The organism is Streptomyces syringium, assembly GCF_017876625.1.
GTDB classification, from domain to species: domain Bacteria; phylum Actinomycetota; class Actinomycetes; order Streptomycetales; family Streptomycetaceae; genus Streptomyces; species Streptomyces syringius.
Genome location: NZ_JAGIOH010000001.1, coordinates 7,051,713 through 7,068,314 on the forward strand (window position 1 = coordinate 7,051,713; position 16,602 = coordinate 7,068,314).

11 protein-coding genes are annotated in these 16,602 nt (G+C 74.6%); 5 read left to right on the forward strand and 6 right to left on the reverse strand.

From position 1 onward, the window contains the following. Nucleotides 1-72: 72 nt before the first annotated feature. On the reverse strand, nt 73-957 hold the full coding sequence (locus JO379_RS30640; protein WP_130880942.1) for an AraC family transcriptional regulator: 885 nt from the start codon (nt 955-957) through the stop codon (nt 73-75). A gap of 284 nt (nt 958-1,241) precedes the next feature. On the opposite strand from JO379_RS30640, the gene JO379_RS30645 reads away from it, so the two are divergent. After that, on the forward strand, nt 1,242-1,820 hold the full coding sequence (locus JO379_RS30645; RefSeq protein ID WP_130880941.1) for a cupin domain-containing protein: 579 nt from the start codon (nt 1,242-1,244) through the stop codon (nt 1,818-1,820). Nucleotides 1,821-1,836: 16 nt separating this feature from the next. Here the strand turns inward: JO379_RS30645 and JO379_RS30650 are convergent, their stop codons facing one another. Next, nucleotides 1,837-2,256, reverse strand: a complete 420-nt coding sequence (locus JO379_RS30650; protein WP_209517993.1) for a nuclear transport factor 2 family protein — start codon at nt 2,254-2,256, stop codon at nt 1,837-1,839. Between the two features lie 97 nt (nt 2,257-2,353). Here JO379_RS30650 and JO379_RS30655 point away from each other — a divergent pair, with 97 nt between their 5' ends. From JO379_RS30655 to JO379_RS30670, 4 genes are all read left to right on the forward strand, one after another. Continuing rightward, nucleotides 2,354-2,938 carry a TetR/AcrR family transcriptional regulator gene (locus tag JO379_RS30655; RefSeq protein WP_209517994.1) on the forward strand — a complete coding sequence of 195 codons (585 nt, stop codon included), beginning with the start codon at nt 2,354-2,356 and terminating at the stop codon, nt 2,936-2,938. Between the two features lie 130 nt (nt 2,939-3,068). Beyond that, nucleotides 3,069-3,593 carry a hypothetical protein gene (locus JO379_RS30660; protein ID WP_130880939.1) on the forward strand — a complete coding sequence of 175 codons (525 nt, stop codon included), beginning with the start codon at nt 3,069-3,071 and terminating at the stop codon, nt 3,591-3,593. Next, entirely contained in the window at nt 3,590-5,494 is a 1,905-nt protein-coding gene (locus JO379_RS30665; RefSeq protein WP_209517996.1) for a GMC family oxidoreductase, read from the forward strand. Before JO379_RS30660 ends, JO379_RS30665 begins: the two co-directional genes overlap by 4 nt. Beyond that, nucleotides 5,491-6,681, forward strand: a complete 1,191-nt coding sequence (locus JO379_RS30670) for a ferritin-like domain-containing protein (RefSeq protein ID WP_209517999.1) — start codon at nt 5,491-5,493, stop codon at nt 6,679-6,681. Before JO379_RS30665 ends, JO379_RS30670 begins: the two co-directional genes overlap by 4 nt. A 36-nt stretch (nt 6,682-6,717) precedes the next feature. On the opposite strand, the gene JO379_RS30675 is transcribed toward JO379_RS30670, so the two are convergent. The 4 genes from JO379_RS30675 to JO379_RS30690 form a co-directional block, all read right to left on the reverse strand. Further along, nucleotides 6,718-8,193, reverse strand: coding sequence for a DUF6777 domain-containing protein (locus JO379_RS30675; RefSeq protein WP_209518001.1), 1,476 nt, complete (start codon nt 8,191-8,193; stop codon nt 6,718-6,720). 124 nt (nt 8,194-8,317) lie between these two features. After that, a complete protein-coding gene (locus tag JO379_RS30680; RefSeq protein ID WP_165451655.1) occupies nt 8,318-9,712 on the reverse strand; it encodes a serine/threonine-protein kinase in 1,395 nt (464 codons plus the stop codon). Nucleotides 9,713-10,131: 419 nt separating this feature from the next. Then, complete coding sequence (locus JO379_RS30685) at nt 10,132-12,756, reverse strand: condensation domain-containing protein (RefSeq protein ID WP_209518003.1); 2,625 nt, start codon at nt 12,754-12,756, stop codon at nt 10,132-10,134. Then, nucleotides 12,753-16,565, reverse strand: a complete 3,813-nt coding sequence (locus tag JO379_RS30690) for an amino acid adenylation domain-containing protein (RefSeq protein ID WP_245381593.1) — start codon at nt 16,563-16,565, stop codon at nt 12,753-12,755. The genes JO379_RS30685 and JO379_RS30690 overlap by 4 nt, the downstream gene beginning before the upstream one ends. Nucleotides 16,566-16,602 lie beyond the last annotated feature (37 nt).

Genomic DNA, 16,602 nt, shown 5'->3' on the forward strand with positions numbered 1-16,602 from the left:
GCCTGCCGCCGGGCCATGGCCGAAACGCTCGACGGGATGTCCGAGCGTCCAGGGCGGTGCGGGCCGGTGGCCTCAGACGCCGACCCGCTCGCGGTCCGCCTCGGCCCGGGTCGCGCGGTGCGCGCTCGGGCTGAGGCCGCGTTCCCGCTTGAAGGCCGCGCTGAAGGCGAACCCGTCCGCGTACCCCACCCGCCGCGCCACCCCGGCGACCGTTGCCTCCGGCTCGGCCAGCAGTTCGGCGGCGAGCGTCATCCGCCACCCCGTCAGATACGCCAGCGGGGGCTCCCCGACCAGCTCCGTGAACCGCTTGGCCAGGGACGCCCGGGAGACCCCCGCCCCGGCGGCCAGCGCGGCGATGGTCCAGGGCCGGGCCGGCGCGTCGTGCATCGCGCGCAGCGCCGTGCCGACCACCGGGTCGCCGAGCGCGCGGTACCACGCGGGCGGACAGGCCTCGGGGCGCTCGAACCACGCTCGCAGGGTGCAGACGAGCATCCAGTCCATCAGCCGGTCGAGCACGAACTGCTGCCCCGGCTTGTCGGCGGCGACCTCGGCCGCGATGAACTCGTGGAGCACGCCGCAGCCCTCCGGCTCGCCCTCGTCGGGCACGATCAGCACCGGCGGCAGCGCACCGGTCAGGCGCCGGCCGATGTCGGACTCCGAGCGGTAGGCACCGGAGACCAGCTCGGCGCCGTGGCCGGTGGCGTCCGCGGGTGCGGTCGCGAGCGCGTCCACGAAGGTGAACGGCGCGGGCCCGCGCACGAGCGCGGTGTCACCGCGCCGCAGCAGTCGCGGCTCGCCCTCGGCCGGTACGAGCCACCCCGTCCCCCGCACCAGCGTGCACAGGGTCAGTGGGGCCCCGTCCGCGAAGCGCAGCGACCAGGGTGCCGTCACCGTCCACCGGCCGAACAGGGCGCCGTCGGCCCGTACCCCACGCAACAGATCCCCCAAGGCGTCCATGCCGTCACTCTAGACGTGCCGTAAGACGGGCTGGAGAGGGATCCGGCGCCGTGCCCGGCGTACCGGGAAGCGGAGGGTTTCTTTTCGAATCCGTGCCCTGGACGGGTGATTTTCCGGGCTCGGCCTGTGGCCGTCACCCGGAGTCGGGGATCATTTGCCGAGAGAGCGCCCGACGCGGGGATCCCCGCCGCGCCTCGCTCGCGTCCGCCTCACGACGAGGAGTGCACGCCGATGACCACGATCGAATCCGCTCGCCTCGTGAACATCCCGAAAGGCCGCGCACGATGACTCTCACCAGCTCTCCGGACGGCCTCATCGTCCCCCCGGGCGCGGGGCGCACCCTCGTGACGGCGGCCCAGCAGGTGACGTTCAAGGTGACCGGGGAGCACTCGCGGGCGGCCTCGAGCTTCGAGGTCGTCGTCCCCCCGGGCTTCGACGTCGGCGCGCATCTGCACACCCGCAGCGAGGAGCTCTTCTACGTGCTCGAAGGCGAGCTCGACGTCCTCGCCTTCGAGCCCCGCGTCCGGACCCGCCGCAATTGGCGGGAGTGGGAATCCCCGAGCGGCGAGCGCTGTGTGCGGGCCACGGCGGGCACGCTCATCGTCGTGCCGCCCGGTTGTCCGCACGCGTTCGCCAACCCCACGTCCGACCCCGCGCGGATGTTCTTCCAGGCCTCGCCCCCGCCGGACCACGAGCGCTATTTCGAGGAGCTCTTCGAGATCCTCAACTCGGGGCCGGACATCGACCAGGACGCCATCGCCGCGCTGCGCAAGCGCTACGACATCGAGCAGCTCACCCCCCTGACCGCCGCCCCTCCCACGGGCGCCCCCGAGCCCGCCGCCGCGCCCGCCGTCCTGGCCTGATCCGTCGGCGAGCCCGTCAGACGGCGATGTGCCGTTCGTCCTCGGCGATCGGCACATCATTGATGCTGGCGTAGCGGCGCCGCATCAGACCGTTCCCGTCGAACTCCCAGTTCTCGTTGCCGTGGCTGCGCCACCACTGGCCCTCGTCGTCGTGCCACTCGTACGTGAAGCGCACGGCGATGCGGTCGTCGCCGTACGCCCACAGTTCCTTGCGCAGGCGGTAGCCGTGCTCGCGCTCCCACTTGGCGCGCAGGAAGTCCACGATCGCCGCCCGGCCGCTGAGGAACACATCGCGATTGCGCCACTGTGAGTCCTCGGTGTAGGCGAGGGCGACGCGCTCGGGATCGCGGCTGTTCCAGGCGTCCTCGGCGGCCTGGACCTTCGCCAGGGCGGACTCGGCGGTGAACGGCGGGAGCGGCGGCCTCTGCTCGGACATGACTTTCCCCTTCCACGCGGAGAATGATCGTTCTCCCTGCTGTCCGGTAGCCTAGGAGAACGATGGTTCTCGGGCAAGACGCGAGGTGGGAGCGGCAATGGACACCACGGCAACGGAAGCTGCGACGCCGGAGGACCGGGTGCTGGACGCCGCCGGGACGCTCTTCTACGGGCGGGGGCTCCAGGCGGTGGGCATGGACGCGATCCGTGCCGCGTCGGGAGTCTCCCTCAAGCGCCTCTATCAGCTCTACCCGTCGAAGGACTCCCTCGTCGAGGCCTGTCTGCGACGGCGCGACGCCCGCTGGCGGGACGCGCTGGCGCGCTACGCCGACGCCCGGCCCGCCGGGGCCGAGCGGGTCCTGGCCGTCTTCGACTGGCTCCACCAGTGGTTCGGGGAGCCCGATTTCCGTGGCTGCGCCTTCGTGAACTCCTTCGGGGAGCTCGGCGCCGGATCGGAGGCGGTGGCGGCGCTCGCCCGCGCCCACAAGGACGCCTTCCGGCGGTACCTCACCGGCCTGGTGACCGGGGCGGGCGCCCCCGCCGCGCTCGCGGACCAGCTCGCCCTGCTCGCCGAGGGCGCCATCGTGACGGCCGCGATCTCCGGTGATGCCGAGCCGGCGCTCCGGGCCAAGGAGGCCGCACGCGTCCTGCTGGAGGCCGCGGTGGCCCGGCCGAACCCCTGAGCCGGAGGTGGCTGTCCAGAATCGACTATTCCGCCAACTCCATTCCGGATAAAGGTGGTTCACCCCTCTTCTCCCGCTATGGACTCTTCGGCAAGAATATGCGGGCAGTCCCTTGGAGGGGTGGTCACGCATGATTCCCGAGCTCGATCGAACGGCACTTGAAGACGAGTCCGTCGAAGTGCCCCCGCCCGTGGCGGGGTTCATCGACATCTCCGAACGCCTCACCGGATTCACGGCATTCGACCTGTATGCCACCGGAATGGCCCAGCTGTACCACGACACCACGGTCGACCAGGTGGGCCGCGAGGCCGTCGGCCGCTTCATCGACGACCTGGCGGCCGCCGGGGGAGACCCGGACCGGCTCGTCGACGAGACCTCCCGCGAGATCGCCCGCGCCGTCACCCATCTGTGGTACCTGGGGGTATGGCCCGCGCTCGCCCGGTCCGTGCACCGCGCGCTCGGCCGCGAGAAGGCCAACACCGCCTTCACGGCCGCCCCCGAGGCCTACCCCGAGGGCCTGGTCTGGCGGACCTTCCACGGTCACCCGCCGGGCGCCAAGGCCCCCGGCTTCGGCACCTGGGCCGATCCGCCGCCCGGGGCCCCGCCCCTCGCCCGGCCCGACTGCCCGGCCCACGGCACGGGAGGTGCCACATGAACAGCCCGTCACTGGCCGGCCGGCGCCGGTACGACGTGATCGTAGTGGGCGCCGGGATGGCCGGCAGCCTCGTCGCCAAGCGCCTGGGGGACCAGGGGTGGCGCGTGCTCGTCCTGGAGGCGGGCACCGGCACCCTCGACACATGGCCCGGCCATCTCGACGCGCTGAACACCTTCGCGTCCGCCGTGGCCAAGGTGCCCAACTCCCCCTACCGGCCCAACGCCGTCGCCCCGTCCCCCGACGTCCTCCACGTGGGCGGCCTGCCCGGCGGCGGGTACCGGGCCTCCGGCTACCTCGTCCAGCGCGGAGCCCTGCCCTACAACTCCGACTATCTGCGCGCCGCCGGCGGCACCGGTCTGCACTGGCTGGGGCTGACGCCCCGCATGCACCCGGACGACTTCGCCGTCCGCAGCCGCTACGGCTACGGCCGGGACTGGCCGATCGGCTACGACGACCTGGAGCCCCACTACCGCGCGGCCGAGCGGGAGCTGGGTGTCGCCGGGGACGCGGCCGAGCAGGCCGACGCCATCGGCCTGCCGTTCCCCGAGGGCTACGTCTACCCGATGCGGGAGATCCCCCGCAGCTACCTCGACAACGTCCTGGCGGCCCGGCTCGACGGACACGCCGTCCAGGAGAAGCCGGGCTCCCCGCACACCACGCTGCGGGTCGTCACCACCCCGCACGCCCGCAACAGCACACCCCACGAGGACTACGACGGCGGCCGCGGCTACCGCCCGGTCGGCGCGGCCGGGCTGCCCAACTACGGTGAGCGCTGCGTGGGCAACGCCTCCTGCACGCCGATCTGCCCGGCCCAGGCGAAATACACCCCCCTCAAGACCCAGGCGGCCTGGAGCCGTGACGTCACCCTCGTCACCCGCGCCGTGGTGAGCCGGGTCCTCACCACGAGCAACGGCCGGGCCCGGGGTGTCGAGTACCAGGAGTACGACGACCCCGCCGCCCCCGCGAGCGTCACCCGCACCGCCGAGGCCGATGTCGTCGTCCTGGCCGCGCACGCCATCGAGAACGCCAAGCTGCTGCTCGTCTCCCGTCTGGCCACCCGCAGTGACCAGGTGGGGCGCAATCTGATGGACCACCCGGTGCTGCTCACCTGGGGGTTGATGAACCATCCCGTCGGGCCGTTCCGCGGCCCCGGGTCGACGTCCGGCCTGGAGGGCTTCCGCACCGGAGCCGGCCGGCGGACCCGCGCGCCCTTCCGCATCGTGATCGCCAACTGGGGGTGGAGCTGGCCCACGGGTTCACCCGGCGCCGACGTGGCCCGGCTGCTCGGCATGGGCGGCGACCCGGCGGCACCGCGCGGGCGAGGGCTGTTCGGCGCTGCGCTGCGCGACGAACTGGGCCGGGGCGTCAGCCGGCAGTTCGCCCTGCAATTCGAGATGGAGCAGGAGGCCGAGAGCCGGAACCGGGTCACCATCGACCCGCTCCACCGCGATCTGCTGGGCAATCCGCGCCCCGTCGTCACCTACGACCTCTCCGATCGCGTCAAGCGCGGCATGGCGGCGGCGAAGGCCGTCTCCGACCAGATCTTCGGGCTCCTCGAGGCCGAGGACCACACCGCCTACGGCCCGGGGCCTTTCGCCCCCGGCCACTTCCGCTACGAGGGCCGCGACTTCGTCTACCAGGGCGCGGGCCACGGAGCCGGCACCCATGTGATGGGGGCCTCCCGCGAGACGTCCGTGGTCGACCCCTGGCAGCGCTGCTGGGACCACCCGGGCCTCTACGCCGTCGGCTGCGGCAGCATGCCCTCGGTCGGCACCGCCAACCCCTCGCTGACCATGGCCGCCCTGGCCCTGCGCAGCAGCGAGCGGATCCACCGGGAGCTGAGCGAGTTGCGCCGGCCCCTGACCGTCCGTACCGCCCCCGTCCCGGAGGGACGCCCATGACGGCCACCGGCCCGCTGACCGGGCAGAGCGGATCCGCCCTGCGCACCGACATCTCCGCCGACCTCGCGGTGGTCGAGGAACCGCCCTTCCGGGTGCCGCGCGACCGCGCGGAGCTGCATCTGTTCCTCCAGGCCGCACTGACCCTCGAACACCTCACCGTCCCGCCCTATCTGACGGCCATGTACACGCTGCCGCCCGGCACCAACCGGCCCGCGCACTTCGCCGTCCGGGCGGTGGTGCTCGAGGAAATGCTGCACATGACGCTCGTCGCCAACCTCCTGAACGCGACGGGCGGCACCCCCCTGGTGGCGAACTCGCGGTTCGTCACCGGCTACCCCGCCCGGCTGCCTTTCAGCCGGGACGAGGTCCCCATCGCGCTGCGGCACTTCGGGACGAAGGCGCTGGACACCTTCCTGTACATCGAGCGGCCGGAGTACGTCGCCGAGCCGCCCGGTCACCCCTCCGTGGCGGACGACGACGGCTGGACCTCCATCGGCCAGTTCTACAACACCATCCGCGAAGGGGTGATCCGGCTGTCGAGGAGGCTCGGCGAGGCGGAGCTCTTCTGCGGCGACCCCGCGCGGCAGGCCGGCCCGAAGGACTTCTACAACTCCGGCGGCGAGGTCTTCGCGGTCACGGACCTGCCGTCCGCCCTCAAGGCCCTGCGGGTCATCACCGAGCAGGGCGAGGGCGCGGCCGGGGGCATCCACGACACCGACGACCGGCTCTTCGGCGAGGCCCGAGAGGTCGCCCACTACTTCCGGTTCAACGAGATCCGTCAGGAGCGGAGTTACGGCCCGCACGACACCCCGCGCTCCGGGCCGACCGGCCCGGCCATGGACGTGGCCTGGCAGCACACCTACCCCATCGACCCCGAGGCGAAGGTGGCGCACTACCCGCCCGGCAGCGCCGTGCGCCGGGCCGCCGACCACTTCAACGAGGTGTACGCGCGGCTGCTCGTCGTCCTCGAACGCGGTTACACCGAGGATCCGGCGCTGCTCGGGGCGGCCGTGCCGGTCATGCTGGAGCTGCGCGACCTCGCCGAGGCCCTCTACCGCAATCCGCACCCCGACCCGGCCAAGCGCGCCCTGGGCCTGTACGCCTCGGCCACCTACGAGATCACCGACCGGCACTTCACCCTCGCGCGCGACCGGCTGTCCGAGGCCTCCGGTGCCGCCGGTCAGTGATGCCCGGCGGCACGGCTCACTGACCGGCGGGGCCGCCTACGTGCTCGGCGGTTCGGCCTTGGGCGGGGTGCGGGGCGCGGGCGGCAGCTGCTTGTCCGCGGTGGGCGGTTGCGCGGGCGGTGGCTGCCGGTCGGCCGGGGGCTTGGCGGCAGACTGCGGCGGAGGCTTGGGCGGGTCCACCGGCTTGTACGTCGGCTTGTACGTCGGCGGGTTCACCGGTTTGGTCGCCGGCGGGGCCTGCCCGGTGTTCCGCGGCGGTGTCTGCGGCGGTTGTACCGACTTCTGCGGCGGCCGGTCCTGACCGCTCGCCGTCGGCAGCCGCCCCCCGGTGGGCTGCCTGCCGCTCGGCACGGACGAGGACGCCGCGGACGGCGGCTTGGGGCGGGCGGACGGCACGGCCGGTGCCGTCGGCACGGCCGCGGTGGCCTTCGGAGGCTTCGAGGCCGTCGGCGGGCGGACCGACGACGGCCCGGTGCCGGTCGGCGGCTTGGACGACGTGCCCGGAGACGACGTTCCCTTGGACGCTGTCCCCTTGGACGGCGTTCCCGAGCCCGGCGGTGAGGAGGGCGCCCCCGACCCCGGGGCGGAAGCGGACGGCGCCGGTGAGGAGGGCTTGCCCGATTCCGGCGACGGAGTGCCGCTGCCGCCGCCCGTGGGCGTGGGGAGCAGGGCCGACGGGGTGGGCACGGGGAACGGCTGGGAGTCCTTCGAACCGTCGGAGCCCGTACCGCGGTCGAAGCCCTTGGTCGGCGCGTACGGATCGACGAGCGGGACGGACGTCAGCGGCCCCTTCTCCTTGGGCCGTTCCTTGATGACCGTGATCTGGACGTAGGCGAAGCCCTCCCAGCGCTTGCCCGTGTACGAGGACGCCTTGTAGTCGACGTTGGTCTCCGGTTGGCGCAGCGGATTCCCGCAGTTGCACTTGACGGCCGGCCGCGCGTAGGAGTCGACGAGCACCGCGACGCCCGCCTGGAGGACCGACAGATATCCGGTGATCTCGCCGTTGCCCTTGTAGTTGTGGTTCTTGACCAGCGTGTCGTGGAGCAGGACCACCGGTGTCAGCTTGTCGATGTGCGCGGCGAGGTCCCGGGGGTCGATGTCGCGGGCCGAGCTCCAGGCCTTCGCCTTGACGCTGTCCCGTGTGAGCTCCTTGACCAGGGCCGCCTTGTCGCAGTGCGCGACGTTACGGGTGCCGCCGAACGCGCCGCGGCTGTCACCGGCCAGCTCGCCGCCGCGGCGGGCGGAGCCGACCCCCTTGAGGTCCGTACCCGCGCCGGTGAGGAACGGGGCGGCGCCGACCACTCCCACGGCCTCCAGGGCGAGCTCGGCCGCCTTCTTCTTCTGGGGGCCCGTGCACCCCAGGGTGCCCGTGCCCCCGATCAGGGCGGGCACGGCCAGCAGCGCGACGGCGCGCAGCAGCTGCTTGCGCCTGCGGACACGCCGGGTGCCCGGCCCGCCCGTCTCGCGCTCGGTGACTCCGTAGGGAAAGTATGGAAAGGACCCCAGCCGCATGTGCGCACCCCCGAAAGCCGGACTGTGATGTCGGTGATCAGTGATTCCCCCGGACCCCGTCACCGGAGCCCCTAGCCTGCCTCGCCACGCGTGTCCCTCGTGTGTCCCCGCCCCCCGCCTTCCCTCAGCCGTATCCGCAGGTCGGGACCCAGCCGCCGGGCGCGCACGTCGTGCCCGGGTTCCGTGTCGGCCCGGTGACGGGCGCGGTGGCCGCGGGCGTCTCCCGCGCGCCGGGCGTCGTGGACGGGCGCGGCTGTGGCTGGCCCCCCGACGTGCCGTCCGACGGCCGGCTGGTCTCGGCGACCGTCCCACCGGTGCCGCCCGACGGAGAGCCGCCGTCGTCACGGGTGGCGATCACCGCGACGGTGGCCGCTCCGCCGGCCAGCAGGAACGCCAGCACCGGGCCGAGGATCACCATCGACTTCCGGCGCCCGGCAGGGCGGTGCGGGCGCTGCGGACCGGGGAACGGCCGCTCGGGCTGCTGCGGGGTGGGCGGCCCGAAGACACCGTGGGGGCGGGGGACGGGCGGTGCGGGCGAGGCATGACGCACGGGCCCGGGGGCGGGGACGGGCGACGGCACGGGTGCCGGGGCGGGTGCCGGGGCAGGCCGTGGCACCGGCGCCGGGGAGGGCGCGGCGACGGCCGTACGGACGTACTCCCCGGTGTCCGAACGCGCCCAGCCCGGTGGCTCGGTGAGCCGCCCGGCCGCGACGGAGTCCAGGAGCCGCTGGGCCTCCACCGCGCCCATCCGGTCCCGCGGGTCCTTGCGGAGCAGCCCTTCGAGCAGCGGGGTGAGCGGGCCGGCCCGCCGCGGCGTGGGCGCCTCGTCCTGCACCACCGCCTGCAGGGTGCTCAGTGCCGAGGTGCGCCGGAACGGCGACAGGCCCTCGATCGCCGCGTACAGGGTCGTGCCCAGCGACCACAGGTCGGACGGAGTGCCGGGGCGCTGGCCCATCGCCCGCTCGGGGGCGAGGAAGTCGGGGGAGCCGACGATGTCGCCGGTGTGGGTGAGGGCGCCCGAACCCTCGACCACGGCGATGCCGAAGTCGGTCAGCACGACCCGGCCGCTCTCCTCGATCAGGACGTTGGCGGGCTTGACGTCACGGTGCAGCACCCCGGCCGCGTGCGCGCTGCGCAGCGCCTGGAGCACCATCGAACCGATCCTGGCCGCCTCCTTGGGCTGGAGCACCCCTTCCTCCTCCAGCACGTCGGCCAGCGACTTGCCGCGCACCAGCTCCATGACGATCCAGGGCCGGCCCTGCTGCTCGACCACGTCGTGCACGGTGATCACGTACGGGTGGCTGATCCGGGCGGCCGCCCGGGCTTCCTGCTTCAGCCGCGCGTACAGCAGCCGGACGTCCGCCTCGCGCAGGTGCTCCGGCGCCCGGACCTCCTTGACCGCGACCTCGCGGTCGAGCAGTTCGTCGATGGCGCGCCACACCACACCCATGCCGCCACTGCCGAGCCGTTCGACGATCCGGTAACGTCCGGCCAGCAATGGACTTCGCTCCTCGTCCATGCCATACGCCCCCTTCCCGCGCGCACGACACCCCGGGCCGCGCGCATTCGGGCACACTCCATCAGACGGCGGGACCGTCGATATCGTTCCCGCCTCCGGGAAATTCATGAATTCCCTTGCGCCCCTCCCGACACGGCCTCTCTGGGCAGGGGCTTTGGCTCTCTTTTGGGCCGATTACCCTTGCGTCCCGGGGAAGTTACCCGTCGGTCGATTCGCCCGTGATCGGGCTTCCTTTACGGCCGACTATGGGAATACACCCTTCCGTGATGCTGATTCCCCGAAGTGGCCCGGCAATGCCGGTGTATTCAGCAAGGAATTGCTCCGCTCTCGCAGGGCGGCGCATATTCTCACCGCGGGCCGACGCCGAAGGGGTGGCGGTCTCGTCACCGCCACCCCTGGGGACCGTCCGTCCGCGCGCGTCAGTGCTCCAGCATCGCCGCGATCACCGAGCGCCAGTCCTCACCCGGCCGTTCGACCAGCTCCTCCGCGAGGGCCTCCGCACGGTAGCGGTGACGGTGGAGCAGGGGCACGGAGGCCGTCGTGGCCGCCGGGCGGATCCCGCCGGTGCTCCCGAGCAGCCGGTTCAGCTCGGTCGCGAACTCCTCCCAGCCGACATGGCCGCCGATGGCGTTCACCATGCCGTGCGCGGGACGTTCGGCGCAGGTCACCAGGGCACGCGCCAGGGCGGCCGCGTGCGCCCAGGGCGCCCCGGACCAGGTGTCGCCGGACGCCGGGACGGGCCCCGCCGCGGGCAGCACGACCGGTTCCCCGGACCGGGCGGCCTGGAACAGCGCCCCCGTCGCCCCCCACTTCAGCTGATCGCGCAGCCGGGGGTGTGGCCCCCACACCAGCGGCGCGCGCACCGCGGTCGCCCCGCCGCGCCCCCCGGTGCCCGCCGCCTCCCAGAGCATCCGCTCGCAGTCGAGCTTGGCCCGCCCGTACGCGGTGAGCGGTTCGGCGGACGGCGTGTCCTCGGTGACCTCCACCACCGGCGGCCTGCCGTACGCGTCCACGCTGCTGACGAAGACGAACGCGCCCTGATGCCAGCCGTCCAGCAGCGCCCGCATCGCCGCGACGTCCACCTCGGGCGAGGTGAACGTGCACGCGGAGTGGATCACCGCGTCCACGCCCGTGAACGCGTCCCGCAGGCTCCGCGGGTCGGCGAGATCGCCCTCGGCCACCTCGATCCCCTCGCCCGCCACCAGGTGCGCCGACTCGGGCCGCACCAGCGCGCGCACCGGCCGTCCCCGGGCCGCCAACTCCCGCAGGACGAAGGCCCCGACGCCACCGGTGCCGCCCGTGACCAGGACCGTGCCGGTCCTGACGGGCCCCCGGCGAGCGGCCCCGCCGGCGGCCGTGGCCGTCCGCCGCCGCTGTTCCGCCCGCTCGTCCAGCAGCGCGGCGAGCGCGCGCGGGGTGCGGTGCTCCAGCACGTCCAGTCCCGTCAGCGGCAGGCGGAGCCGTTCCCGCAGCCGCTCCGCGACGCGGACGGCGAGCAGGGAGTGCCCGCCCAGGAAGAAGAAGTCGCCGTCGGGGCCGGGGTCCTCGCCCAACAGCTCGCCGAACACCGCCATGACGGCCTCGCCCCGCGCACCGAGCGGCGTGGCGGGGATCCCGTCCACGGGGCGGTCCACGCGGTCGGCCGCCCCACGCGACAGCGGCCGCCCGGGATCCGACGCCGCCTCGGTGAGGAGCGCGGCGAAGGCGTCCAGCAGCCCCCGCGCGGTCTCCTCGTCGAGCCGCCCCCGGTCGTACTGCACCAGAGCGCGCGGCCCGGTGCGGTCCGTGGCCTCCGCGACGTAGAAGCCGAGGCCGAACTTGGCCGTCCCCAGGTCGATGTCGACAGGTTCGCACTCCGTACGGGCGAGGCGCAGCCCCGACGGCTTCGGCAGCACGTCGGCAGTGACGCCCACCAGCGGATTGCCGTCGCCGTCCCGGGCCGCCGCACCGAGCCGGTCGACCACCAGGTCGAAGGGGACGTCGCGGTGACGGTGCGCTTCGAGCAGATCGTCCCGCACCCGCGACAGCAGCTGCCCGAAGTCCCGCGCGCCGGACAGGTCCGTGCGGATCGCGAGGGTGTTGACGCACAGACCGACGAGATCCCGCCACCCGGCCCGGTCGCGGTGGCTGCTCGCGCACCCGATGACGAGGTCCTCGCCGCCGGTCGTCTCCAGCAGCGTCGCGAACGCACCCGCGAGCACCACCGTGAACAGCGTGGCCTTGTGGTCCCGGCCCGCCCCGCGCAGCCCTTCGAGGGTGCGCGGCGTCAGGGGCGTGGTGAGGACGTGGCCCTCGCCGCGGCCGCCGGGTACCGCGGGCCGGGGCAGCGGCACGGGCCGGGCGCCCGCGAGCCGCTCCGTCCAGTACGCCAGCCCCGTGTCGAGCGTCGCGGCCGACTCCGCGCGCTCCCGGCGGGCGAAGTCGGCGTACTGCGGCGCGTCGGTGTCCGCCCCGTCCGGCTCCCCGTCCCGGCCCTCCACGGCCGACCGGTATCGGGCGTCGAGTTCGCGGATGATCAGGTCGAGGGAGCCGCCGTCCACCGCGATGTGGTGGAACGTCAGCAGCACCGTATGGTCCTCGGGCGCGTGCCGCACACAGAGCACGCGCGGCAGCGGCCCGGCGCCCAGGTCGAACGGACGCGCCGCCTCGGCGGACAGCTCAGCACTGCCGTCGCCCGTGGCGTCCACGACCCGGACCGGTACCGGCCCGGCCGCCATCACCTCCTGGTACGGCTCGCCGTCGTCGTGTGCGTACCGGGTGCGCAGCACCTCGTGGCGGCGCACGAGAGCGGTGACGGCCTCGGCGAGGGCGTCCAGGTCGAGGGGGCCGCGCACCCGCGTCGCGAACGGCACGTTGTACAGGGCGCCGCCCTGGCCGAGCCGGTCCATCAGCCACATCCGGTGCTGGGCGTGCGAGAGCGGCGCCGGGCCTCCGGCCCCGCCGGCCGGCGCGGACGCCCGGCCCGTCGCGGCGGCGGTCCGCCCGCGCTGCCGGGCGAGACGGAGCAGCGCCTCCTGGCGGGCGGCGTCGGGGACGGCGGTCATCGGCCTTCCTCCCCATCGGTGTCGACGTCCGCTCCGAAACGGCCGAGGAGCGCTTCCTCGATCAGCGCGGCCTGTCCGGCCACCGTGGGCGCCGCGAAGAACTCGGCGAGCGACAGCTCGACGCCGACGTCCTCCCGCACGTCGTCCACGATGCCGAGGGCCAGCAGGGAGTGGCCGCCGAGTTCGAAGAAGTCGGCGTCCGGGGCGTCGACCGAGCGGTCCAGCGCCCGGGCCCACGCCTCGGCCACGGTCTGCTGGATCGGGGACAACGCCGGCCGCGCGGCCGGGGTTTCCGCGGCCCCGGCGGGCTGCGGGATGCCGGGCACCGGCTGTTCGGCCAGCGCGCGGCGGTCGACCTTGCCGGTGGCGGTCAGCGGCAGACCGTCCACCACGGACCAGCCGTTGGGCAGCAGGTGCGCGGGCAGCCGCTCGGCCAGGTGGGCGCGGAGCGTGGCGACCGTGAGGTGTCCGCCGTCGACGGGGACGACGAAGGCGACCAGACGCGCGTCCTCCGGCGTGGGCCGCAGCACGGTGACGGCCGCGTCCGCGACGCGCGGGTGGGTCCGCAGCGCGTGCTCGATCTCGCCGGGCTCGATCCGGAAGCCGCGGATCTTGAACTGGTCGTCGGTCCGGCCGTGGAAGTCCAGCACGCCGTCCGGATGGGCCGACACGAGGTCACCGGTGCGGTAGATCCGCCCGGCGGCCGGGTGGTCGACGAAGCGTTCCGCCGTGAGGTCGGGCCGGCCGAGATAGCCCCGGGCGATCCGGGGGCCGCCCAGCCACAGCTCCCCGCGGGTGCCCGCGGGCACCGGGGCGCCGTGCGCGTCGAGGACGTGCGCCGTCGTCCCGGCGACCGGGCGGCCGATCGGCGGCGGGCCGTCGCAGTCGGTGTCCCGCACCCGATGGGTGGTGGCGAAGGTCGTGGCCTCCGTCGGCCCGTACCCGTGGACCAGCTCCAGCCACGGATGCGAGCGCAGCACGCTCCGCGCGTGCCGGGCCGACATCGCCTCGCCCCCGACGAGCACGCCGCGCAGCACGTCGAAGACCGACGACCGGCGGTCGGCCAGGTGGTGGAAGAACGCGGTGGTCAGCAGGGCGACGGTGACGCCCAGCCGCTCCACGTCCCGGGCCAGCCCCTCCAGCGAATGCCGGTCGGCCGTGGAGACGGCCACCGCCGCACCGTTCGCCAGCGCCACCCAGACCTCGAAGGGGGCCGCGTCGAAGGTCTGCGCCGAGTGGAACAGCACCCGGTCCCGGGGGGTGACCGTCACGAAGTCCGGGGCGACGGTCAGTCCGGCCACCCCGCGGTGGGTGATCGCCACGCCCTTGGGGCGGCCCGTCGAACCCGAGGTGTACATCACGTACGCCACGGCGTCCGGGTCGTAGGGGCCGGGCAGCGCCGGGAGGTCCTCGTCCGGCCACTGCGCACTCGTGTCGGCGATCCCGGCCGGGGAGAGGGCGAGCTGCTGCCCCGCCGGTATGCCCGCGGCCTCCAGCAGGTCCTTCTCGCCCAGGGTCAGCGTGACCCCGGCGTCGGCCAGCATCGCGTCCGTACGCGGCCGGGGGTACGCGGGGTCGAGGGGGACATAGTGGCCGCCCGCCCACCAGACGGCGAGCTGGGCGACGACGACGCCCACCGAGTGCGGCATCAGCAGCCCGACCGGGGTGCCGGTCCCTACGCCCCGGTCGCGCAGCACACGGGCCAGCCGCCGGGCGGCGGTGGTCAACTCGCCGTACGTCAGCGTCAGATCGCCGTCCAGGACGGCGAGGTCGCGCGGTGACGCCTCGGCACGGTCGGCCACCCGCCCGAGCACACCGCCGTCGGCAGGGGCCGCCGCGGCGACCGCCGCAGGCGCGGTCGCGGTCACCGGCGCCGAAGCCGCCGGGGGCGCCGGCTGCGCGGGGGCGTCCGTCCGCTTGCTGTCCAGCAGCGCGGCCAGGCCGCGCAGATCGGGCTGCCGCAGCACTTCCGGTGCCCGCAGCCGCACGCCGCACTCCTCCTCCAGGGCGGCCAGCAGCCGCGCGGCGGCGAGGGAGTCACCGCCGCTGCCGATGAAGTTGTCCGCCGGGCCGATGTCCGGCCGGTCGAGCAGCGCGCGGCACAGCCGCAGCACCAACTCCTCCGAACGGGAAGCGGCGTGCGCGGTGGGCACCGTGGCCGCCGGGGGAACCGTCTGCCGCGGCGCCCGCCCGGCCGGCAGCGCGGCGCGGTCGACCTTGCCGTTGGCATCGAGGGGGAAGGCGTCGACGTACCGGACCGCCGCCGGTACCGCCTGTTCGGGCAGCCAGTCGCGCACGGCCGCCAGCAACTCCGCCCCGGCCGGGGGCCGCCCGCCCGGGACGGGCAGGACGTACGCGATCAGCCGTACCGCGCCGTCGGCTCCGGTCGTCGCCGCGACGACCGCCCGCCGGACCCGCGGATCGTGCTCGAAGGCCGCCTCGACCTCGGCCGGTTCGATGCGCACGCCACGCACCTTGACCTGGTCGTCCAGGCGGCCGAGGAACTCCAGCACGCCGTCGGGCCGCATCCGCACCCGGTCACCGGTGCGGTAGACCCGCTCGGTGCCGGTCATGCCCGCCGGCGGTGCCACGAAGCGGCGGGCCGTCAGTTCCTCGTCCAGATAGCCCATCGCCAGCCCGGCGCCGCCGAGGAGCAGTTCACCGGGCTCGCCCCGGGGCACGAGGCGCCCGGAGGCGTCGGCGACCCCGACAACGGTACCGTCCAGCGGCAGCCCGATGGGCGGCGGCGCGTCGGCGTCCTCGCCGGCCGTGCCGTCGCCGTCCGCCCCGCCCGCCGGGTTCAGGGCGTGCGCGGTGGCGAGGACGGTCGCCTCCGCGGGGCCGTACGCGTTGTCCACCAGGGCGGTGACGTCCGCCGCCGGCGTCCGGCGCATCCGGTCGCCGCCGACGGAGAGGTGACGCAGTGCGGGAAGCCGCGGCCACGGCCGCTCGAACACGGTCTCCGCGAGCGGCGTCGGCAGGATCGCCACCGTCACCGCCGCCCGCCGCCACCAGTCCGTGAGCGCCTCGGGGTCCCAGCGCACCTCGTCCGGTGCGACGCTCAGCGCGCCGCCGGAGCACAGGGCGGCCCACAGCTCCAGGACGTGCGGGTCGAAGGAGACCCCCACCAGCAGACTGTGCCGGTCGCCCGGGCGGGCGCCGACGCGGTCGAGATACCAGCGCAGCCGCGCGGCGAGCGCGGCGCCGTCCACCGCGACCGCCTTGGGCGTCCCCGTCGAGCCCGAGGTGAGCACGGCGTAGAAGGCGCCCTCGGGCGCGGCCGTCCCCGCCGCCCGGTCGCGCGGGGCGAACGCGGCGACGGCCTCCGCCGCGTCGGCCCCGGCGACGGGCAGGGGCAGCGGCAGCCGCTCAGCGGCGGGGTACGCCGCGGGCAGCACCTCGGGTGCCCCGACGAGCGCGCTCACGCGGAGCCCGCCCGTCACGGCGGCGAGCCGCCGGTCGCCGGGGCGGGGGCCGAGGGGGAGGTAGACGGCGCCGAGCCGGGCGAGGGCGACGGCCGTCGCGGCCAGGGCCGCGGAGCGGTCCAGGCACACCCCGACCAGGTCACCGGGGCGCACCCGGGGGCGCAGCGCGTCGGCGACCCGCTCGGCCAGGGCGTCCAGCTCGGCATAGGTCCAGCTCAGCTCCCCGTCCTCGACGGCGGTCGCGGACGCCTCATGGCGGACCCAGTGCTCGAACCGGGCCAGGACGTCCCAGCCGTCCGCCGGGGCGGCCGGGCCGTGGGCGACGCTGAGGAGCGGTTCGCCGTCCGGTGCGTTCGGGCGGGAGGTGTTCACTGCAGTGGTCATGATTCCTCTTGACGAAGTCGAATGGGTCACGCGGGCC